The following is a 22,097-nucleotide window of genomic DNA, read 5'->3' as shown; positions in this document are numbered from 1 at the left end:
ATATTACTGTAATTTCACTAAAGACTTAAATCTCAACGTGAATGCTGATGGTAGATTCTATGTCACTTTGGGCAACCTAATAAAAAAAACTATGAAAAAGCCATTAACAATTAGCCGCCAAAAACTATGGCTGAGTAGCCTGGGCTTTTTTTTGTGTATTTTAGGAAATAGTATTCAACCTAGCTTGGCTGAAGGCAGCAAAGAGTTACTTTCTGATGGCGGATACAGACCCTACCTAGAATGGTCAGATTTAATATCGGCAGGTATTATTCGGAAAACCACACTCAAAGTTTATGTGGAAGCGGGAGAAACAGTTAATCTTGGCTCTAGTGTGCCTGCTAGTTTCTCAGACCCCCAAGATATTGTCTACCGCAGTCCCTTTGGTGGTCAAAATAGCTCTTGTAATGTTCTAGCTACTGGTTTTGGTTTTATTAACACCGTTGCCAAAGAAACGGCCGGCCCTTTACCTAATAGTGGTGGCTATACCCCTTGTAGTTTCGTCGCTACAGAAACTGGTATTTACGAAGTTGAATTTCGTTCTCCCGATACAAGTGGTACAAACAATCCGCCACCAATAGATGCAACGGCGGCATTTCCTACAGATAGTACTCAACGTGCAGGGGTAGCTGCTTGGGATATCACAGTTCGAGATAGTAACGGCGTTACCAAAAAAGGGCGAGTATTTACCAACTATATCGCTATGAATATGGGAGGAAATGCTGGGGCTAATGGCGCTCCTGCTAATTTAGGACTCAACTCTAAGCTTTATATTGAAACCAAAGATGGGTATCGGTACGAAACTGACATGAATGGAGTCGATCCTTTTGGCTTCATCTTTTTTGCTAATAGCCGGGGATACCTTGACACAACAAATAACAGCACTGTTTACCATTCTGCTGGCGGCGCTACTGATAATACTTTGAGCTTTACCGGCAATGTGCGAGTCCAAAATCCAACTGTTGCTGATACTACAACAGACATTACCCACCTAGTTTTCTTCAATCGACCCGACACCACAACCCTCAATGCTTTGAGTATTCCGATTGCAGCGACTGTTCCCACAGTACCGACTTCGTTCAAATTCACTGGGGGTACTGGAGGTAGTGGGAACCAAACTTATGTGGGTGTGGGAGGCAATTTTAGCTTCAGCGCTATCTCAACAGGCAGTTATCAAATAATTATTGACACCAATAATGATGGCATTTTTGACCCTAGTAGCGATAGAGTATTACAAAATGTGCTGTCTATCGGCTCAAATGTGGTGTTTTGGGATGGGAAGAATGCAAGTGGGGCAAATCTCCTACCTCTACCAGGAAATGTACCATACAATGCCATAATCAGAACGCGGTCGGGTGAATATCACTTTCCCATGTTGGATGCTGAAAATAATCCTCTGGGGTTTAAAATCACAATGGAAAACCCTCCTACTGCTTTTCCTAGCCTTGCAGATCAAAATGGACAGCAGATTGGATCGACTACCATTTATTACAATGACAATGATTATACTACCGCTAATAATACGACGATTAACTTAACTGCTACTGGAGCCACTAGCCCTCGTAATGCCGCTAGAGGGATTAATAGTGTGTCAGGAGAGCATGAATTTAGTAGTAATTATGGTGACTTTAAGGGGATAGATACTTGGACATATTTTCCAAGTCAAGCAGTCACTACTACCTTGGTAATTACTACTAACACTCAAGCAAATGTCAAAGGAACCAAATCTGTTCGGTTCCTCACAGACTATGATAGTAGTGGAACAGTGACTGTAGGCGATCGCATCGAATATACCCTCACTTACTCCAACCTGAATCCAGGTAATAGCAATGCAATTAACTTTGTCATTAACGACTCATTACCCCCACAGTTAACTTTTGTGAGTGCAGCAATTACTGCTGCAACTTCGGGGAATAACATCACACCCAATCCCAGTTACAACGGTGCTGGTGTTGTTGCTGTGACAAATTCTGGTATTTTGCGTGTAGGCGATACGATCACCATTAAAATTACTGCCACGATTAACAATGCCAATGGCGGTAATCCAATTAGTAACCAAGCAAATGCTACTTTTAACACACCTGATAATCCTAGCGGAACTGTTGGTACAGTGTTGACAGATGCAAATTCTGCTGGCGCTACCAATAACCCACCGACTCTCGGTAATTCCTTCTTGCAAATTACTGATGATGGTGTAAATACTGGTAATAATCCTGCCGATACCGCAGATGATGACCCCACTTTATTTACAGTATTAAATATTATTAATTCTAACCCTAAGTTGCTGTTAACTAAACGTATCACCCGCATCAATAACCAAGATTTAACTGATATTGTGGATGGACGCAGTGACGTTGCTACTAATGCCAGCAATTATGTACCAGAACCTTATGCTACTGATGATAGCGATCCTAAATGGCCGGTTGGCTACTTGCGAGGATTAATTAATGCTGGCACTGTCAAACCGGGAGATGAATTGGAATACACCATCTATTTTCTTTCCAATGGTGTGGGTAATGCAACTAATGTCAAATTTTGTGACTTAGTTCCGACTAATGTTAATTTTATTCCTACTGCTTTTAATGGTATGACTCCTAATGATGGTGGCTTACCAGGAGCAGATCAAGGTATTGCCTTAGCTATTGGTTCCACTACACCGACGGTTTATTTGAGTAATGTAGCAGATAGCGATCGCGGACATTTTTATACAGCTAACGAATCAGGCATACCATCATCCTGTGGCATTAACATCAATGGGGCTGTGATGGTGAATATCACGCGGAGTTCCGATTTCCCCAATCTACCCGCAGCATCTGGATCTGGCACACCAGCTAATTCTTATGGCTTTGTTCGCTTCCGCGCAAAGGTGAAATAAAGGTAGGAAAACTTCCGCCGCAGTGTACTACTATCCACTGAGTTAAGAACGCCGTACATTCAAGCAACACCATTCTTTGCGTTTCCACAGGGTAGCAACGACCCAACCATTTTCTTCTAAAGCGTCAGCAACAGCTTTAGATTGTTCCAGTAAAATACCACTGAAGATAGCCCAAGTGTCAGGTTTAGCGATCGCACTCATTTCTGGAACCAACTCAATAATCACGTCAGCCAAAATATTGCAAACGATACCATCCACTGGTTGAGAAATTAGTTTTGTCAAAACGTCTACACTTCCCTGTGCAGGTAGTAAAAGTTCTGGACTAATGTCGTTCAGGGTGCGATTGCTGATAGTTGATTGCACCGCCAAAGGGTCAGTATCCACTGCATAGACTTTCTCAGCTCCCAGTAGCAGCGCCCCAATGGAAAGGATACCAGAACCACAGCCAATATCCGCAATTACCAGATGTTCATGTTTGCCACTATTACCCACAAAAGACTGAGAAATACCACTCAGCCGCATTTCCAGCGATTCCAAACATAGCTGAGTAGTGGCATGGCTGCCCGTACCAAATGCTACACCAGGGTCAAGACGAATCACTAACCGTTCCGTTGTTTCTGGTAATGGTAGCCAAGCGGGGTTGATGAGGAAGCGATCGCCTATTTCCTGCGGATGCCAATATTGTTTCCAGCTAGTCGCCCAATCTTCCTCATCAATTAACTGCCATTGCAGGGAGGGAGATGAAACTCCTACACAGAGGGCATCTTGACGCAGCCACAGCGACAGCGCTGCCAAATCTAGTAGTTGTGTTTGAATTGTCGGCAGATAAGCCCTTACTAAAGATAAATTTCCTTTGTTTTCACTAGCTGTACCACGACAGCCAAAACCTTCCAGTCGCCAAAAGATCGAATCTTCTAGGTCTGGCTCACATAAAATCTGTAGTTCCCACCAGGTGTTTGCCATTTTTGAGTGCTGAGTGCTGTTAGCGGGAGCGGGGCGTTTAGCCCGTGCTGAGTGCTGAGTATGAGAGAGTTATGAGTTTTAAGTTAGGAGTTAGGAGTTTTCCTTTTTAACTTTTAACTCCTCACTACTCACTCGTGTACAGACGCGATTAATCGCGTCTGTACTCAGCACTCATTCCTGGGCATTCAGCACTCATAAAGTTACTGTATACGCGTCCCGAATACCAGGGACTTTTATAATTTCACCCAAAATGCCATCAGGTAAGGGGTCATCTATACTCAGAGCCATTACGGCATCACCACGGACGATTTTACGACCTACTTGCATACTGGCAATATTCACATTAAAACTGCCGAGTAGGGAACCAAGTTTGCCGATAATCCCCGGCATATCGCGGTGCAGGGTAAATAGCATATATTTGCTGGGTGGGACGTTAATCGGAAAACCATCAACATCAGTTAAGTGGATTTCCCGCTCACCTAACAACGCGCCTGTGACAGAATGAGTACCTAAAGTACCCGTGGCTTCTAGATGAAGCGTTCCGGCATAGTCTCGAATGGAAGCATCGCGGGTTTCAATCACCCGAATTCCGCGTTCTTTGGCTTCTATGCTGGCATTTACGTAATTTACCCGTTCCCGCAAAGCTTGGTAAAGTAATCCTTTCAGGGCTGCTACTACCAAAGGCTGACTTTTGTTGGTCGCAAGTTCCCCTTGCAGTCGCACAGTGAGTGTTTCCACCCGTCCGCCAGCTAGCTGTCCCACCAGATTACCTAGAGTTTCTGCTAGTTCCATGTAGGGTTTGAGTTCTTCCAACACATCGGGGCCGAGTCCGGGAATGTTGACGGCTGAACGTGCTGGTAGTCCTAAAAGTACATCCCGAATTTGTTCGGCAACATCAATAGCCACATTCACTTGAGCTTCCGTGGTAGAGGCTCCCAAGTGGGGGGTGAGGATAACTTCTTTGCCTAGCGATCGCAACTCAGATTCACCCAGTGGTTCTGACTCGAACACATCCAAGGCTGCACCCCCAATTGTACCAGCTTTCAGAGCTGCTGCTAAAGCTACTTCATCAATGATCCCACCACGAGCGCAGTTGATAATCCGGGCTGTGGGTTTCATTTTTGCCAGAGTTGTGGCATTGATTAAGTGGGTAGTTTCTGGGGTTTTGGGGATGTGTAGGGTAATATAGTCTGCTTGCCGGAAGAGTAAATCTAGCTCCACCAACTGACAGCCAAGTTGTTCGGCTCGGTCTGTAGAAATAAATGGGTCATAAGCTAGGAGTTTCATCCCCATTGCCTTAGCTACAGAGGCAACATGGGAGCCAATTTTACCCAAACCGACAACGCCAAGAGTTTTTTTGTAGACTTCCGCGCCGACAAAGCTATTGCGATCCCATGCACCGCGTTTCACCGAAGCGTTAGCATCGGGGATGTAGCGAGACAAAGCCAAAATCATTGCTAGCGCATGTTCGGCGGCGGCAATTGTGTTTCCCTCTGGAGAATTGACTACCACAATTCCCCGGCGTGTGGCAGCAGGAACATCTACATTATCCACACCCACACCAGCACGACCGATGATTTTTAGCTGAGTGCCGGCTTCAATGATTTCTTGGGTGACGCGTGTACTAGAGCGAATCATCAGCGCGTCATACTCACCAATAATTTCGAGCAGTTCGGCTGGTTTTAGACCTAGTTTGACATCAACGGTAGCAACTTGCGAAAGAATGTCAATTCCAGCTTGGTCAATAGAATCAGAGACAAGAACCTTAGACATGATTATTTCATTTAAAGCTACAGGTTTTGCTGCACAAGACTTTTTAGTTTAGTCTTTATCTGCCGCAATTTAGCAAAAATTATTCGTTTTAATATCAACTTAACCTTTACTTACGCTGCGTGCTGATGGTATCAAAGCATGAGTTGCTTCCGGTGGGTACTGCCTCCTAACTATTTGAACATGAGTGGCTGTTTCTACCACCCTGTCGCTAAATATAAAGCATGAATAGCACTAAGCACTTATATATTTATTAATAGTTAAGAGTTACCAAAATTTTATCGGCTTAAGCAACTTCCTTGGTGAGTTAGAAATGCCTGCATTCTTGACTGGGCTGCAACTTTAGCTGAGGCAATACTCTGGACAACCACCAAAGGAGCCAGTAACTATTATATCTATCGAATCTTGGCTGTTTCTCAATACCACAAGTAGTATCTCTTAGTCAAAGCAAAACATTGCATCATCAAAATAATTGGATTGTGACAGTTAGAATTTAGGCATCAAATAAATTTTCTTGTTCCTGATTGCGGCAGATTTAAGATTGCTTAGTAGTTAAAAGCTGCCAATTAGTGTCAGGAAAGTACTTGATATACTGATACCAGGCTTACTGAAGGCGTTCCTGCTGATACTTTGGGCAGAAAGCATGGACTGGTTGTTTTGCATAGATATGGGTATTTATTATCACCCCGATAAACCACATCCCTCTTTTATCAGACTTCGCTATAACTCATGGAGGAGATATTACCGTCACCAGTCAATCAATTTTGGATTTTAGATTTTAGATTGACCCCATGCCTAAAATCAGAGGCTTGTCAAGTAATTTGAGATTTTGGATTTTAGATTTATTCTCGCGTTTAAATTCGCAAGTCTCAGACCTTTTTAAATTTACGATGTTTGAATCTTCAATCTAAAATCCAAAATTTAAAATCTAAAATTCGGTGAAGTCGGTGTTGGTAGCTGCTTTCAAGTACGTTTGCCATTAGCTTCTTAGTTTAATTCTTGGGGTTTTGCCGAGTCTTTTTACCAAATAAACCAGACATACTTAATCCTGTTGCCAACAATCCCAGAAGTCCTAATCCGTTCAAAATGGGGTAGATTCCTTGAAGATGAAAGATTTCGCCTGTATGGATACTTAAGAGGAAGCTAGCTGGAACTCCTATATTCATAGACCACTCGCGGACAAACGTTGTTAACATCCCAGTCAGTACGGTTAAAACAAGTGGCAGAGATAGGATGATGCCAAGAATACGATGATACTTACGAAATGAACGTTTCATAGTAGTTCTCCGGTCAGTAGAAACTTTTTTCCAATATAATGTAGCCTCAATATCACCGGGAATGCAAATTAGATCAGAAAAATCACTACCTCAAATATTTAATTAAAAACTATTGCCTTTTAGGAATAACGTTTCTGATTCCACTTTTGGCACCAACAGTATCACCTTTGTAACGAGGGATGATATGAATACTGGCGTGCATAATATTTTGACCGGCGGCTCGATTGATATTCATTCCTATATTAAAACCATCAGGTTCAAATTCTGCTTTGAGAATTTTTTGTACTTTGTTCACCATAAACCAGCAAGCAGATTGTTCTTTAAATGGTAGTTCAAAATAACTGCTAACATGACGTTTGGGAATAATCAAAATATGTCCTTTACTTATAGGATAGCCATCAAAAATAGCATAAGCAGTTGCAGATTCAGTTAATAAGTTGAGATGTTTATGAGGATTACAGAATATGCAATAGTTAGATGAATTTCGCTTATGATTATAGTGAGCATACTTATATAATTCCCGATTTTCATCTAAAAAAACTGAAGAAAAGGGGAGTTTGACAATACATTGATAGGTAGGTTTTTTATGGACATAATGCTCTCGAAAACCTTCCTTTTTGATATCCCTTCTTACAGCATAATAAGCTTTACCACCTGGTTTTAATAAGTGTGATACTTCCATAAGAACATTAGTTTGTTCTTCAGTAAATAAAACATTTAAAACATAAAAGCAAATTATTGTATCGAATTTCTTATCAGGATATTCTGAAAAATAGTAAGGGTCATAACCTGTAATATCGCAACCTTTTTGGCGCAATATTTTAACATCATTACCAAAGCCACAACCAAAGTCTAGTATTTTGCCTTGGAGAAGGTTTTGATTTAATAAAAACTGTGCAGGAAATGATAGATAACTTCTTTCGATCGCAGTGAGATGGCTGAACTGATTTTTTTGCTGTTTCATGGAATTTTGGTGCTGATGTCCCAAAATTATTATTCCCAGCATCCTTTGAGATTATGCGATCTCTACGACCAATACGGTTCGGTTAAGAGTTATTGGTGTAGATAATTGGTCTTTGAAGACGCGATAAATCGCGTCTCTACATCAGGGTTTTGGGCTTATCCCAAGCGTATTGTGTCTACGACGGGCTATTCGGCGATCGCATCAGGGTCAATACCTAGCTCACGTAACTTAGCTGCTAATATATCAGCACGTTGGCGTTCTTGTTCAGCACGTTGGCGTTCTTGTTCAGCACGTTGGCGTTCCTGTTCAGCACGTTGGCGTTCTTGTTGGGCTTGTTCGCTGCTCCACAACAGCATATTTCCTTCTGTATCCCACCAGCGCAGCCAATTCATGGTTTGACATAATCTTTCACCTTGCCAAATTCCGAGAAATAACTCTAACTCAGGAATCCAGTAACGTCCATTAGCGTCTGCTTGCTGCAAGGTATATTGTCCATTTTGTAAGCAGCGTAGTTCTATGCTTGGTTCGTAAGGATCGTAGGTTACGTAGGTTGGAACTTGGAGTATCTTTTCGTAATAATAGAGTTTACCGTAGGGTGGAGTTGAGCGGACTGATAGTTCTCCACCTTCTGTGTCTGAGAGAAATTCCATCACCACAGCCACAGCAGCGCCTTCTGAATTCGGGGTATAGCTGCGACGAACTACATTTGTTGCTACAGACTGCACTTGAGGGACATAAAACCAATCAGGGGCTTTGACAACGATTTTTTTGTTGACTGTGGCTACCAGTCCAAAATTAGAGCCAATCAGCATCTGGGGTTGGATGCGTCCTGTGCTTCCCAAAGCATCGGTAAGCGCAGCAGCGATCGCGGGTTGTTGAATATTTTCCACTGGATCGTCAGGTAAAATGAAGTCGGCTGGGAGTGCTTCCCAAGTTACAATTGGTTGTTTTTGGATGGGGTTAACTTGTAAAACCATAAAACTACTCCTAATATTAATGCACAGTATATTAGTTATTTTTAACAAATCTTCAGCCAGAATCGCTTTTAAGCTTAGAGGTAAAAAGAATGTTCGTGTTAAGGAACGTGGATTAAATAAAATGCAAAACTTCATCCTGCCTCTAGCTTCCATCTCCAATATATCGGAGAGGGATTGAGGGTGAGGTAAGCCAGGGACATAAATTGGATGTTATTTAATTCTTATTCCTAACCATAGTTTTGTGCGATCGCAGCATCTAAATCCAGATAATCTTAAGTTTTGAATCTCTTCGTCTACACTCCAGCTACAGTAATTAGATGAATTCAATTTTTGGGTCAGCAATGAAATTATCTGCAACTCAGTTAGGCATAGTCAATATTCTCGGTCACAGGCTGATAAATAATCAATTTTAGTTGATATGTTTTAATAATGCTTTGTACATTCCCCGCATTTTTGTAACAGTCAAAGTGCCGCGTTGACTAATATCCCGCCCAGAACTTAAGTTCTGGGCTAATAGCTCAAGTCCACTCAAGTGGACTGAAATCTTCCCTTTGACAGAGTTTAGCCATCGACATCGCTTAAAATCTTATATTTATAGGACTTACGCATTGACAAGAAATATCAAATATGGAGAAGTTTAAAACCCACATCTTTCGTAAGGGCACAGCATTGCTGTGCCCCTACAGCATGGTCTATTTAATATCAAAAGATAATTAATCAAAGCCTGAAACAACCTATTTTAGTTAACGCACATCACAATTAATTTGTACAGTGCGTAAGTCCTAATTTAGTCCTCTTGAGAAGACTTTAGCTATTAGCCTCGGAATTTATTCCCAGGCGGGTTAGCAACGAAGCGTCAGATTTAAAAGATGTTGGTAATGACAAACTCTTCTAGAGTGAGGGCATTTATGGCGAAGGTATTGTGTGTGCCGCAGCTACGCCCGTCGTAGACATCGCATTTATTCTGGGAATCATATATTTAGCAAGATTTGCTACTTAATCTCTACTATCCCCAGGTAATTATACGATGGCTTATCAAAACATCACAGGCACTCTTTCGCCAGAAGATATCCAAGAAATTAAAGCAGCGCTACAAATAATCGAACAAAAGATGCCCTTTCTCATTGCTTTAACTGCCCAAGAACGCCGCAAGTTATTCAAAATGGGCAATAAAAGCCTAGCCTTTGTGAACAATAGCGTTAACGCTGCTCAGTCTAACCCTGAGATTTTCCCAGCCAGCTTTGACATTGACGAATTTATCCGGAATTATCAACTAGCCACCACACTCAGCGAACTTTTAATCTCAATCCGCCAACTCAGCGAACAAGTAGATGATACCCTATTGGCCGTCGGTAGCGAAGCGATGCTCGGCAGTTTGACAGTTTATGATTACGTCAAGACAGCAGCGAAAAAGACTCCAGGCTTAAAAAGTGTAGCAGAACTGTTGAGCGATCGCTTTAAAGCTATTAGTAAAGGCAGAGCCGCAAAAACTTCCGGTTCTTGATAAATTAATACTCGTGAACGAGTCTTTTAGCTCCGTTCATCCAGCTTTGATACTCGTGAACGAGTCTTTTAGCTCCGTTCATCCAGCTTTGATACTCGTGAACGAGTCTTTTAGCTCCATTCATCCAGCTTTGATACTCGTGAACGAGTCTTTTAGCTCCATTCATCCAGCTTTGATACTCGTGAACGAGTCTTTTAGCTCCATTCATCCACCTTTGATACTCGTGAACGAGTCTTGGAACTGGATTTATCTATTTAAGTAGGGTGCGTTATGGCTAAAGCTATAACGCACCATGTTCTATAGCTGACTTTTCACGGTATCTGGAAAACCTCACTTCTATTTCTCTCTCCTAAAAGGAGAGAGACTTTGAATTTTCCCCCTTCCCGCATCGGAAAGGGGGTTAGGGGGTTAGGTTTTTTTCCTACATGACGTACAAAGTTAGATTCTATGGCAGTGCGTTAAGCGCCTTTATCATATTTTTTAACAAATCATATCGAAATATGCACTTAACACACCCGATAGTTGATCTAAATTTTTTGAAACGAACCGCAGAGGCACAGAGGATGCAAAGGAAGAGGTAGTAAATCTATGGCACACGCCACATTTTGATAGTATTGTCTTTACTCCCACTAACTAAAGTCTGTCCATCTGGACTGATAGCAATGGCATAAACTAAATCTGTATGCCCGGTGAGAGTATTTTTCAACTCACCCGTTTGCAAATTCCAAATTTTGATTGTGTTATCAAAACTTCCACTTACTAGCGTCTGTCCATCTGGGCTGATGGCGACGGAAGTCACCCCATATTTATGCCAGTTAAGGGTATTTTTTAACTCACCCGTTTGTAGATTCCAAATCTTGATTGTTTTGTCAGCACTTCCACTCACCAGGGTTTTTCCATCTGGGGTGATGGCAAGAGAATAAACTAAATCTGTATGCCCAGTCAGGGTAGCTTTTAAAGAAGGTGGTTGTAGATTCCAAATTTTGATTGTATTATCGTAACTCCCACTCACCAAAGTCTTCCCATCTGGACTAAAAGCTACTCGCCAAACAGATTTAGTATGCCCAGTGAGAGTATTTTTAAGTTTACCTGTTTGCAAATTCCAAATCTTGATAGTCTTGTCAGCACTCCCACTCACTAAAGTTTCTCCATCAGGGTTAATGGCAACAGAATTAACCACATCTTTATGTCCAGTGAGAGTATTTTTTAAGCTCCCATTATCTAAATTCCAAATCTTGATTGTACCGTCCTTGCTCCCACTTATCAAAGTCTTACCATCTGGACTAATAGCAACAGAAGTCACCGCATCCGTATGTAAGGAAAGGGTAGTTTTCAAGCCACCCGTTTGCAGATTCCAAATTTTGATGCTTCTGTCCCCACTGCCACTTACTAAAGTCTGTCCATTGGGACTAATGGCAAGGGAACTTACCCAATCTCTATGTCCAGTGAAGCTGTTAACTAGCGCCAGTTTCTCATAAGCGACGGTTTTGGCGGAAAGATGATTAGTAATTTGCGAAATTCCATATCCGCCTAAAGCCAAAGACAGAAGAACACCAGCTATTAGCAATGGTTTTTTAGATTTAGCTTTTTGTTTGGGTAAATCTACAGGTGATAATAGTTGATTATCGTCAGTTGCTGTGGGCAGTATCTCTGCTAGCTGCGGGGATAATTGATCATAATATGTTGCAGTGGCTGGAATCTCTAGCGGAAGCGGGGATGATTGATCATAATATGTTGCCGTCGGTGGAATATCTGGCAGTGGCGGCGATGGTTGATGATAATATGTTCCTGTGGGCGGGATATTTGGCAGTGGCGGCGATGGTTGATGATAATATGTTCCTGTGGGAGACAGATCAGCTAGTGGTGGCAGACAATTTAAATCTTGTAAAACTGTCTCAGCCGATTGATAACGCCCGTGGTAATCTGTTTGCAGCAACTTATCTAAGATAGCTGCCAATTCTTCGCTGAATGGTTGCCGCAAATGTTGCCGCCAATCATCAATCCAGCCGTATCCTTGTTTTTTCCACAATTCCCAAGGGGCAATAGTGGTGAGGAGATGAAAGCAAGTTGCACCTAAACTATATAAATCACTAGCTGGATATGCTTCACCACCCTGCATTTGTTCTAAGGGTGCATAACCAAAGGAGCCGATAGTTGTTCCTGGTTGAGCAACCACTGTCTCGCTCAACTGTTTAGATGCACCAAAATCGATGAGTACCAAATCTCCTTTAGTTGGTTGGGGGGATTTGCGACGAACGATATTCTGTGGCTTGATATCTCGGTGAATGACTTTGTATTGATGAACAGATTTAAGGATGTTTAATAAATCGAGCAATAATTCCCGAATCTTGAACTCACTAAAGATTCCCTGGTGTTGTAATTCTTCTAATAAATTTTGCCCTTCGATATACTGCTGCACCAAATATAAACGCTTATCTTCCTCGAAATATGCAAACAGCGTCGGAATTTGGCGATGTTCTCCTAATTGTTGCAGTCGCCTTGCTTCTTGCTGAAATAATTCTGTTGCCTTGTGGAGTGCGCCAGTTCCCTGTACCTGCGGTGCAAATTGTTTGATGACGCATATTTCATTGAACTTTTCAACGTCTTCAGCCAAATAAGTTTTACCAAATCCCCCGCTACCTAATACTTGGATAGGGCGATAGTGTCGCAATATTACCAGGGGAATTCCGCAATTAGCGCAAAACTTTATCTCATCAGAACACGGGGGATTGTGGCAAGAGGAGTTGAGGCAACATATCATATAGAGTGCATCTACCGATAGATGTATTTATTATTACCTAGCAAACAGCTACTGTCAGCCTTCGGTAGTGCGCTTCTTATGAGTACTAGATAAAATTCTAGGGGTAAATGCAGAGCGATCGCTAGTTGATGTGGTCATTAGGTGAAATTTTGCGTAGGGTGGGCATCGCCCACCCCAAATTGTTATCCCATCACCTCAGCCGTCTTCTTCTTATCCAACTTGAGAATCAACACACCCAAAGGTGGCAAACATAAATCCAGCGAATAGGGACGACTGTGCAAAGACCAATCATCTGTCCATTTACCACCTAAGTTGCCCATATTACTGCCGCCATACTGACGCGCATCACTATTGAACAACTCAGTATAAAATCCCTGTTGCGGTACACCGATGCGGTAGTGAGAATGTGGTTGCGGTGTAAAATTGCAAACGACGATCGCAAAATCATCAGAATCCTTGTCACGACGCATGAAGGAAACTACACTATGGCGATTATCGCTACAGTCAATCCACTCAAACCCCGGTTGGGCAAAATCCTGGGTGTACAAAGTTGGTTCAGAACGGTAGAGATGGTTCAATTCCTGGAAAAACGTTTTCAACTTTTGGTGGGCTTCATTCTGCAATAAATGCCACTCCAAATCTGCCCAAGCATTCCACTCACTCCACTGCCCAAACTCCATGCTCATAAACATGGTTTTCTTGCCTGGGTGAGCAAACATATAGCTAAATAAACAACGCACATTCGCTAACTTTTGCCACGTATCCCCCGGCATTTTACCGATGATATTGCTCTTGCCATGCACCACTTCATCGTGAGACAAGGCCAGCATAAAGTTCTCGCTGTGGTTGTACCACATACTAAAGGTGATATTGTTTTGGTGGAACTGACGGAACCAAGGGTCCATGCTGAAGTAATCCAGCATATCGTGCATCCACCCCATATCCCACTTCAAGTTAAAGCCCAGTCCGCCTGTGTAAGTCGGCCAAGATACCATTGGCCAGGAAGTAGATTCTTCAGCAATTGAGAGAATACCGGGGAAATAGCTAAAGATAATGTGATTTACCTGACGCAGAAAATCTGCTGCTTCGAGGTTTTCTCTGCCGCCGTACTTGTTGGGCAGCCATTCTCCAGGTTCGCGGCAATAGTCGTTATAGATCATCGAGGCAACAGCATCGACACGAATCCCGTCAATGTGGTATTTGTCAAACCAGAAGAGGGCATTGGCTGCTAAAAAATTACTAACTTCATGACGACCGTAGTTGAACACCAAAGTACCCCATCCTTTGTGTTCGCCCTTGCGGGGGTCAGAGTGTTCGTAGAGGTGGCTACCATCAAAGAAAGCTAAACCATGTCCATCTTTGGGGAAGTGACCCGGAACCCAATCTACAATTACCCCTAGATCATTTGCGTGACATTTGTCAACAAAATACATGAAATCTTCCGGGCTACCAAAACGGGACGTGGGGGCATAGTACCCAGTTACTTGATAACCCCAAGAACCATCAAAGGGATGCTCCGCAATGGGCAGCAATTCTAAATGAGTGTATCCTAATTCTTTGACATAGGGAATGAGTCGGTCTGCTAGTTCTCGGTAGGTAAGGAAGCGTGCCCCCGGCTTCAGTTCGGAAACGACAACTACAGGTTCAGTTTCACCATTTGGCAGTTTAGCTGGTTCGGCACTCGAAGCATGTAACCAAGAGCCTAAATGCACTTCATAGACTGAGACGGGCTGGGTAAGGGGGTCAGTGCGACGCCGCTTTGCCATCCACTCTTCATCACTCCATCTGTAAACATCTAAATCAGTGACAATAGATGCTGTTTTCGGACGGGGTTCCTGCTGGAAACCGTAGGGATCAGATTTTTCGTAAATGTGTCCTTCAAAATTTTTGATTTCATATTTGTAATGCTCTCCCACACCGATTTCAGGAATAAACAATTCCCAAACCCCGGTAGGTCCTTTACGCATCTGGTTTTTACGCCCATCCCAGAGGTTGAAATCTCCCAACAATGAAACATTACGAGCGTTGGGTGCCCAAACAGCAAAATAAACGCCCTTAATGCCGTCTATTTCCGTGGGGTGCGCTCCCAGTTTTTCATATATCCGGTGATGGTTGCCTTCTTTAAACAAATGCAAGTCAAAGTCTGTCAAATGGGGAGAACGGAAAGCGTAAGGGTCATAGGTGACACGCTCATGTTCACCCTCTTTAATCCGTAACTGGTAGTTTGCCAGTTCTGCGGTTTCAATCGTGCATTCAAAAAAGTGGGGATGATGCACTGTTTCCATTGGGTATTCCTTCCGTTGTTCGGGAATAACTACCCATGCGGCACTTGCATTTGGTAGGTAAGCCCGCACAGCCCAGACAGTTTTGCCGTCTTGTTCTATGGGATGAGAACCTAGTATTTCAAAGGGATCGTTATGCTGATTCCAAACGATGCTGTTAACCTGTTCAGGGGCGATCGTGGTCATGGACATGAAGCTACCTAAGTGAAATAACGTGATTGACTAAATCTACTTTCTTAATATCTATATATTCTTTACATTTATTTGCAATTTTGTCGTCACCGTTATCCTACATCAGAATTGGGCATTGGGCATGGGGCATTGGGCATTGGGCATGGGGCATGGGGCATTGGGCATTGGGCATGGGGCATTGGGCATTGGGCATGGGGCATTGGGCATGGGGCATTGGGGAAAGCTCTTGACTTTTGACCCTTGAGTAATTTATCAAAAATTTAAAAATGGGAAAAACTGAAATAACGTTTTACGTAGGCGAAGCAAGAAAATCTGTTCCCGAATTTTGGGGTCTAGTTTTGGTGGCGGGGCTTCTTGCAGCTGTGCTTGCAATTGGATGTATTCGGCAGCTGTTAGGAATTTTCCATCAATAGGCGATCGCGCTTCTATGATAATTTTAGTGCGTAATATTTCTTCTGGTGTATCCTCTGGTGGCGGTAATGCTATTACCACTAACCCCCAATAGTTACTTAACGCAAAAAAACTTGCAATAATCACAGTCAAGCTCAGAAATTTTACTACCTTTCTCGCTTTAACTCTCCCCATCTCCTGAACTGCGTTCACAACGCAGCATGAAAATCTGTTTTCCTAATGCCCCATGCCCAATAAAAATAAAAATCTGGCAATATCAAGGGACATTACCAGGTCTCTTCTGATATGGAATAGACTACAGGGAATGCTCAGGAGCAATTGCCAGCGTGCGATCGTAATGAATTCTTTTACCCTCTCAAAACTTAGGAGTATAAGCCATTCCAAATACCAAATCAGGGAATTACCTTACCCACAAAACAGCTTAGATTCACGTAACTCAACTTCCTTTGACTTGGGGAAGAAGATTTGGTCAGGCGAGAATTTCCGGCGGATACTTGGTTGAGGACGTAACCCTCATCACCCGTGTCCTCTACTTGCTGCCCTACTTAGCTGATATTTGAGCAAACTCTGGGCTTCTGATACACCAATAGAAAGATATAGGTTTTTACGTTAACCTAATTAATTCCAGCTATGTGGTGACGAGCCTTGTTAATAAGCTGTTTTGGGTATGATTTAAACTAAAGCTGATAGATGCCTTATTTAGGAGTAGCTGCGGGAGTAGTTGCGGGAGTAGTTGCGGGAGTAGGTGCTGTAGTAGCGGCAGGGGTAGACCCAGCAGGAGGTGCATCAGTTGGTTCACCTGTAGCAGCGGGAGTACTAGTGGTACCAGCACCATCACCACCACCTTCACAGGCTCCAAGCATTGTAGCCAGACTTAACATTAGAGCCAAACCAAAGATTTTTGTTTTCATAACTCCTCTTTCACCAATTGTGGCTAGAACAATTTTTCGCCTGTTGAATACGATACCGTATTTATTGCTTTTTTTTAAGGCTGCGAGATTACATACTTAAAAAAACAATCCTTTGGCGTATTATTTTTGGGATTACACATCATCTAGCCATCTGATTAGTTTCTCTTAACTCAGGAGCAAAACGGAAATAACCAAGTTTTCTAGCAAACCGAGTTATCATAGCAAAAAATTTTATTTTTTTCGCAGAGTATTGCATCTTGCTGCCCCGCGTTGCCATACTTTAGGTGCGATACCTAAAGGACAAGCTGTCCAGTTGCTAATCGCTGATTGCAAACATTGATACAGCTACCTATCAGAATAGTTAAAAGAGTGTAGTCTGTTATGTGTGCTTGTTCCAGAAAAGGTGACTTTAACCTCAGCAAAAACAATCAATCGAAAGTACAGTATTTCCCATCTAAAAAAAATTATGGTAGTTGCTCGTAAATCTGCTGTTTCTACAAGAGGTAATTGGTTCCGGCAAGATTCTATCCTTTCTTTAGGGAGGCGACGCTCTGCGCGTATGGAGTCAGCAGCACGGAGCGCTTCTACACCAGTATCCTCTCAAAGACAACAGCATTCCTCGAAAAATCTCGCGGTTTCTCCCACAAATGAGGCCGTTATGCCCAAATCGGTGAAAGAGTTGGGTAGACGACAAGTACCAAATCTCAATGAACAGTCGAGTGCGAACCAGAAGCCTCCGAGGGTAGGTTTTCTTCCCCTTCCCACAATGCCTAATTCGGGAGCGACACCAGCGACACCTTTGTGGTTACTGCGCTTGTACACCTTTCATCGTTATTCGACAGTTTTGGCATTCTTGTTAGTAGCCTCGACACTTGCTGTTTATGGCTGGACGGTATATTCCCAAGAGCTTTGGAGTCAGTCATATCGCAGACTGCAAAGCCTCCAACGTCATGAGCGACTGCTAATGACAACCAACGCGACGCTGACAAATAAAATGGCCCAAGAAGCAGAACAACCAACAACAGGGCTGGTATCGCCGAATCCTCAAGGGATGATTTTCTTGCCTCCAGCATCTCATAGTTCTAAGCCAGCATCGTCTAACACAACGCCAAATTCTCAAACGCAACAGCAAACACTCTCGCCACTGGGATACTAATTCGTAATTCGTAATTCGTAATTCACAAAGTCAGATTTACAGCAATTTTCAAGTAATTAAACCATACTGTCGAGCGAACAGATGTGCAGAAGTCACCAAGCAAAACAAAATTCAGAAAGTTTCGGAATCCAACACTTACAAGGCGACAGAAGGATTATAAACGAGGGCTTTTGGGAAAATTAGCCTCTAATATCCAAAACCAAACATCCAACACCAAGTCCCGACTGTTTATAGTATGGGGTGTATTAATGGCAGCAGGGTTGGGGTTGAGTATCAACTTGTATAACCTACAAATTGTCAAGGGGCGAAAATTAACAGAGCAGGCGCGAAACCAGCAAATGGTAAATTTGCGACCTTTTATGCCCCGTCGCCCGGTGGTTGATCGCAATAGTAATCTGTTGGCGATTGACCGTCCTGTATATACTTTGTACGCTCATCCCAAGCTGTTTGATAAGTCTAATGAAGATATGGCAGAGCGACTTGCCCCAATTTTGGCAAAAGATCCTGCTGAATTGGTGAAAACTTTTCAAGGCAAAAGAAGCGGAATTATACTTGCCCCAGCTCTACCGGAAGAAATTATCGATCGCATTATCTCTTTGCGCTTAAATGGCTTGGAGTGGATTCAAAAATACTCCCGATATTACCCCTCAGATGATTTGGTTGCTGATGTGGTGGGCTATGTGAATCTTGACCGTCGTGGTCAAGCAGGTGTGGAATACTCTCAAGAGAAGTTGCTAGAACGTCCTGTGCAAACTATGCGGCTCAGTCGGTCGGGTAATGGGGACTTGATGCCTGATCATGCCCCTGAAGGTTTTCTACATTTTGATGATTTGCAACTGCAACTCACTATCGATAGCCGCCTGCAACGAATTGCTCGGACTGCGCTCAAACAACAGATGCAGAAGTTTGACGCCAAACGTGGAGCGGTAATTGTGATGGATGCGTTGGATGGTTCCTTACTCGCCCTCGTTTCTGAACCTACCTATAACCCTAATGAATACGCTAAAGCTAATATTTCGCTATTTAAAAACTGGACGGTGGCGGATCTTTATGAACCGGGATCGACTTTTAAGCCTTTGAATGTGGCGATCGCTCTGGAAAATGGCGTCATCAAACCAGATGATATGTTTAATGACTCCGGTTCTATTCAAGTAGCTAATTACACTATTAAAAATGCTGAGAACAATGGTTACGGGCGGATCAACATCGCTCAAATTCTGCAACATTCTAGCAACATTGGCATGGTGCAAATTATCCAACGTTTAAAGCCTTCAATCTACTACAACTGGCTAGAACGTTTGGGGCTAGGACAAAAAGTTGATACAGATTTACCTTTTGAAGTTGGCGGCCGGCTCAAAAGTCAAGAAGAATTTATCGCTTCGCCAATTGAAGCAGCTACTACTTCCTTTGGACAAGGCTTTTCCATGACACCGTTACAGCTAGTGCAAATGCACGGTGCTTTAGCCAATGGCGGTAAGTTGGTAACACCCCATATAGTTCGGGGGCTGATTGATAGTAAAGGGCAGATGCATGATTCACCCACTCGCACCACCCCCCGCCAAATTTTCTCAGCCGCAACAGCTCAAAAGGTTGTGGAAATGATGGAAACTGTTGTTACTGAAGGCACTGGCAAGGTGGCACAAATTCCGGGATATCGCATTGCTGGTAAAACTGGTACAGCCCAAAAAGCTAGTCCTTCTGGCGGCTACATCAAGGGTGCTAGAATGACCAGCTTCGTAGCTATTTTGCCCGTGGAATCTCCTCGCTATGTAGTGTTTGCACTCGTGGATGAGCCAAAAGGAGAAAGTGCCTATGGTGCTACTGTCGCCGCGCCAATTGTGAAGTCAGTTATAGAAGCCCTGATTCCTCTTGAGGAGATTCCGCCAAGTTCTGCTATCGAGCAACAGACACCAACGCCGTAGGGATTGGGGGCAGAGGAATGGAGCAACGCCAATTTTTTTATGTTAGCAAATGCAAACAACAGGTAAGTAATTAAGTGGGTCAAATTAAATATAAAACCTCACCCTGCCTCCGGCTTCCCTCTCCTTAGTAAGGAGAGGGATTGAGGGTGAGGTTTGATCTTATCGAAACAGAATTCAGGAGTCAGGAGTCAGAATTCAGCAATGTTTTCTGTACGACTGGCAGATGAATAGATGGGTTTAAGACCCCCACTAAATTTTCAATTTGGTGGTGCAACAATTCAGTCGCGGGTCTGAATCCCCGACGGGAGCATCTCAGTTTTGCAAATACACCAGATGAAAAACAAGATTCCTGCTCCCTCTCCTTAATAAGGAGAGGGCTGGGGTGAGGTTTAGGCTTTCTACGAAAGTGAGATGCTCCCATCCCCGACTGATTGATTCTGACTCCTGAATTCTGACTTCTGAATTCTTCTTTATTGATTCCTTTTCAAGTTGGTAGATCACAAGTGGTAACAAACACAAACATATTCTATGATGAGTAGATTTGATAATGTGATGTCTGTCTATGCCTGCTAATACTACTGACTTGGAGAAACGTTTATGGGAAGCAGCTGATGAGTTACGCGCTAACTCCAAGCTAAAGTCTAGTGAGTATTCTATCCCCGTACTGGGGTTAGTCTTCCTCCGGTACGCTGATTGGAAATTTACCCATGCTGAGGAAGAACTCAAAAATATAGGTAGTAGAAGACGGGGGATTACCAAAGCAGACTACCAAGCCAAGGGTGTAATGTACTTGCCTGATGCTGCCAGATTCTCTACACTGCTGAATTTACCAGGAAGCGCAGACATTGGCAAGGGAATTAATGATGCCATGCGTGCCATTGAAGCAGAAAATGAAGAATTAAAGGATATTCTCCCCAAAACTTATAATCGCCTCGAAAATGATCTGTTATTTGACTTGCTGAAAAACTTTAACAAAGTCGAATTAGGAATAGATTTATCAGGTGATGCTTTCGGGAAGATTTATGAATACTTCTTGGGTAAGTTTGCTATGAGTGAGGGACAGAAGGGGGGAGAATTTTTTACTCCTATTTCTGTAGTAAAACTGATTGTGGAAGTAATCGAACCTTATCATGGACGAATTTATGACCCGGCTTGTGGAAGTGGTGGTATGTTTGTCCAAAGTGCATCTTTTGTAGAAAGGCACAAGAAAAATCCCAGTACGGAAATTAGTATTTATGGACAGGAAAAAGTAGGTGAAACTGTGCGCTTGTGCAGAATGAACTTAGCCGTACATGGACTTGCAGGAGATATTCGGCAGAGTAATACTTATTATGAAGACATTCACGAGTCAGTTAGCAAATTTGACTTTGTGATGGCTAATCCACCTTTTAATGTAGACAAGGTGGACAAAGAAAAAATCAAAGGAGATCCGCGTGTTAGTACATTTGGGATGCCTAAGGCAGATAATGGTAATTACCTGTGGATTCATTTTTTCTGGAGTGCATTAAATGCCAGAGGTAGGGCAGGATTTGTCATGGCTAATTCTGCCAGTGATGCGCGAGGTACTGAGTTAGAAATTCGGCAGAAACTCATCCAATCTCATGCAGTGGATGTGATGATTGCTGTTGGTTCTAATTTTTTCTACACTGTTACTTTACCCTGTACCTTGTGGTTTTTGGATAAGGGGAAAGCAGATACTATCCGCAGGGATAAGGTATTATTTCTTGATGCTAGGCACATTTACCGTCAAATTGATCGAGCGCATCGGGAGTTTAGCGCCGAACAGATTGAATTTTTGGCGAATATTGTCAGGTTGTACAGAGGTGAAGCAGTAGAGACTAGCGATGGAAGTCAAGCTTTGCTGGATGAGAAATTCCCGGAAGGAGAATATATTGATATACCTGGACTGTGTAAGGTAGCAACGTTAGAAGAGATTGCAGCGCAGGGATGGAGTTTAAACCCTGGACGTTATGTAGGTGTTGCGGAACGGGTAGTGGATGATTTTGATTTTGCTGAGAGGTTGGAGGAGTTGAATGAGGAATTGGAAGTTTTGAATGTGGAAGCGAGGGAGTTAGAGGAGAGAATTGCAGAGAATGTGGCGATGTTGTTAGAACAAAGTTAATGCATTCAATTTT

Annotated in this window: 15 protein-coding genes; 5 read left to right on the top strand and 10 right to left on the bottom strand. The window is 42.9% G+C overall.

Annotated features, from left to right (window positions below):
• Positions 1 to 91: 91 nt before the first annotated feature.
• Entirely contained in the window at positions 92 to 2,872 is a 2,781-nt protein-coding gene (locus V7K31_RS09535) for a hypothetical protein (RefSeq protein WP_335093998.1), read from the top strand.
• Between the two features lie 42 nt (positions 2,873 to 2,914).
• On the opposite strand, the gene prmA is transcribed toward V7K31_RS09535, so the two are convergent.
• The 5 genes from prmA to V7K31_RS09510 form a co-directional block, all read right to left on the bottom strand.
• Positions 2,915 to 3,835: a 50S ribosomal protein L11 methyltransferase gene (gene prmA / locus V7K31_RS09530; RefSeq protein WP_335093997.1), complete on the bottom strand. Its 921-nt coding sequence runs from the start codon at positions 3,833 to 3,835 to the stop codon at positions 2,915 to 2,917.
• A 192-nt stretch (positions 3,836 to 4,027) separates the two neighbouring features.
• Complete coding sequence (serA, locus tag V7K31_RS09525) at positions 4,028 to 5,608, bottom strand: phosphoglycerate dehydrogenase (protein ID WP_335093996.1); 1,581 nt, start codon at positions 5,606 to 5,608, stop codon at positions 4,028 to 4,030.
• Positions 5,609 to 6,597: 989 nt separating this feature from the next.
• A complete protein-coding gene (locus V7K31_RS09520) occupies positions 6,598 to 6,882 on the bottom strand; it encodes a peptidase (RefSeq protein WP_334824294.1) in 285 nt (94 codons plus the stop codon).
• Positions 6,883 to 6,991: 109 nt separating this feature from the next.
• Complete coding sequence (locus tag V7K31_RS09515) at positions 6,992 to 7,846, bottom strand: HIT family protein (protein ID WP_335093994.1); 855 nt, start codon at positions 7,844 to 7,846, stop codon at positions 6,992 to 6,994.
• A gap of 185 nt (positions 7,847 to 8,031) precedes the next feature.
• Complete coding sequence (locus tag V7K31_RS09510) at positions 8,032 to 8,823, bottom strand: Uma2 family endonuclease (protein WP_335093993.1); 792 nt, start codon at positions 8,821 to 8,823, stop codon at positions 8,032 to 8,034.
• Between the two features lie 1,027 nt (positions 8,824 to 9,850).
• Here V7K31_RS09510 and V7K31_RS09505 point away from each other — a divergent pair.
• Positions 9,851 to 10,327 carry a hypothetical protein gene (locus V7K31_RS09505; RefSeq protein ID WP_335093992.1) on the top strand — a complete coding sequence of 159 codons (477 nt, stop codon included), beginning with the start codon at positions 9,851 to 9,853 and terminating at the stop codon, positions 10,325 to 10,327.
• Positions 10,328 to 10,913: 586 nt separating this feature from the next.
• Here the strand turns inward: V7K31_RS09505 and V7K31_RS09500 are convergent.
• From V7K31_RS09500 to V7K31_RS09480, 5 genes are all read right to left on the bottom strand, one after another.
• Positions 10,914 to 13,088 carry a serine/threonine-protein kinase gene (locus tag V7K31_RS09500; protein WP_335093990.1) on the bottom strand — a complete coding sequence of 725 codons (2,175 nt, stop codon included), beginning with the start codon at positions 13,086 to 13,088 and terminating at the stop codon, positions 10,914 to 10,916.
• A 182-nt stretch (positions 13,089 to 13,270) separates the two neighbouring features.
• A complete protein-coding gene (gene glgB, locus V7K31_RS09495; protein ID WP_335093988.1) occupies positions 13,271 to 15,562 on the bottom strand; it encodes a 1,4-alpha-glucan branching enzyme in 2,292 nt (763 codons plus the stop codon).
• A gap of 97 nt (positions 15,563 to 15,659) precedes the next feature.
• On the bottom strand, positions 15,660 to 15,818 hold the full coding sequence (locus V7K31_RS09490; protein ID WP_335093987.1) for a hypothetical protein: 159 nt from the start codon (positions 15,816 to 15,818) through the stop codon (positions 15,660 to 15,662).
• On the bottom strand, positions 15,815 to 16,147 hold the full coding sequence (locus V7K31_RS09485) for a hypothetical protein (RefSeq protein WP_335093986.1): 333 nt from the start codon (positions 16,145 to 16,147) through the stop codon (positions 15,815 to 15,817). Before V7K31_RS09485 ends, V7K31_RS09490 begins: the two co-directional genes overlap by 4 nt.
• Positions 16,148 to 16,668: 521 nt before the next feature.
• The gene (locus V7K31_RS09480) at positions 16,669 to 16,884 is read right to left on the bottom strand and encodes a hypothetical protein (RefSeq protein ID WP_335093985.1); all 216 of its coding nucleotides are present in this window, start codon (positions 16,882 to 16,884) and stop codon (positions 16,669 to 16,671) included.
• A gap of 466 nt (positions 16,885 to 17,350) precedes the next feature.
• Between V7K31_RS09480 and V7K31_RS09475 the strand changes: the two genes are divergently transcribed.
• The 3 genes from V7K31_RS09475 to V7K31_RS09465 all read left to right on the top strand — a co-directional run bounded on the left by V7K31_RS09475 (position 17,351) and on the right by V7K31_RS09465 (position 22,084).
• The gene (locus V7K31_RS09475; RefSeq protein WP_335093984.1) at positions 17,351 to 18,040 is read left to right on the top strand and encodes a hypothetical protein; all 690 of its coding nucleotides are present in this window, start codon (positions 17,351 to 17,353) and stop codon (positions 18,038 to 18,040) included.
• A gap of 83 nt (positions 18,041 to 18,123) precedes the next feature.
• Complete coding sequence (locus V7K31_RS09470; protein ID WP_335093983.1) at positions 18,124 to 19,962, top strand: peptidoglycan D,D-transpeptidase FtsI family protein; 1,839 nt, start codon at positions 18,124 to 18,126, stop codon at positions 19,960 to 19,962.
• A gap of 562 nt (positions 19,963 to 20,524) precedes the next feature.
• On the top strand, positions 20,525 to 22,084 hold the full coding sequence (locus tag V7K31_RS09465; RefSeq protein ID WP_335093982.1) for a type I restriction-modification system subunit M: 1,560 nt from the start codon (positions 20,525 to 20,527) through the stop codon (positions 22,082 to 22,084).
• The last annotated feature ends 13 nt before the right edge of the window (positions 22,085 to 22,097 follow it).

The organism is Nostoc sp. (assembly GCF_036917675.1).
Classification (GTDB): Bacteria; Cyanobacteriota; Cyanobacteriia; order Cyanobacteriales; family Nostocaceae; genus Nostoc.
The sequence above is the reverse complement of the archived record's forward strand: the minus strand, read 5'-3'. Positions and strand labels throughout refer to the sequence as shown.

Coding starts and splice junctions, on each gene's coding strand:
- V7K31_RS09535 (WP_335093998.1), top strand. CDS start 92: ATGAAAAAGCCATTAACAATTAGCCGCCAAAAACTATGGCTGAGTAGC.
- prmA (WP_335093997.1), bottom strand. CDS start 3,835: ATGGCAAACACCTGGTGGGAACTACAGATTTTATGTGAGCCAGACCTA.
- serA (WP_335093996.1), bottom strand. CDS start 5,608: ATGTCTAAGGTTCTTGTCTCTGATTCTATTGACCAAGCTGGAATTGAC.
- V7K31_RS09520 (WP_334824294.1), bottom strand. CDS start 6,882: ATGAAACGTTCATTTCGTAAGTATCATCGTATTCTTGGCATCATCCTA.
- V7K31_RS09515 (WP_335093994.1), bottom strand. CDS start 7,846: ATGAAACAGCAAAAAAATCAGTTCAGCCATCTCACTGCGATCGAAAGA.
- V7K31_RS09510 (WP_335093993.1), bottom strand. CDS start 8,823: ATGGTTTTACAAGTTAACCCCATCCAAAAACAACCAATTGTAACTTGG.
- V7K31_RS09505 (WP_335093992.1), top strand. CDS start 9,851: ATGGCTTATCAAAACATCACAGGCACTCTTTCGCCAGAAGATATCCAA.
- V7K31_RS09500 (WP_335093990.1), bottom strand. CDS start 13,088: ATGATATGTTGCCTCAACTCCTCTTGCCACAATCCCCCGTGTTCTGAT.
- glgB (WP_335093988.1), bottom strand. CDS start 15,562: ATGTCCATGACCACGATCGCCCCTGAACAGGTTAACAGCATCGTTTGG.
- V7K31_RS09485 (WP_335093986.1), bottom strand. CDS start 16,147: ATGGGGAGAGTTAAAGCGAGAAAGGTAGTAAAATTTCTGAGCTTGACT.
- V7K31_RS09480 (WP_335093985.1), bottom strand. CDS start 16,884: ATGAAAACAAAAATCTTTGGTTTGGCTCTAATGTTAAGTCTGGCTACA.
- V7K31_RS09475 (WP_335093984.1), top strand. CDS start 17,351: ATGGTAGTTGCTCGTAAATCTGCTGTTTCTACAAGAGGTAATTGGTTC.
- V7K31_RS09465 (WP_335093982.1), top strand. CDS start 20,525: ATGCCTGCTAATACTACTGACTTGGAGAAACGTTTATGGGAAGCAGCT.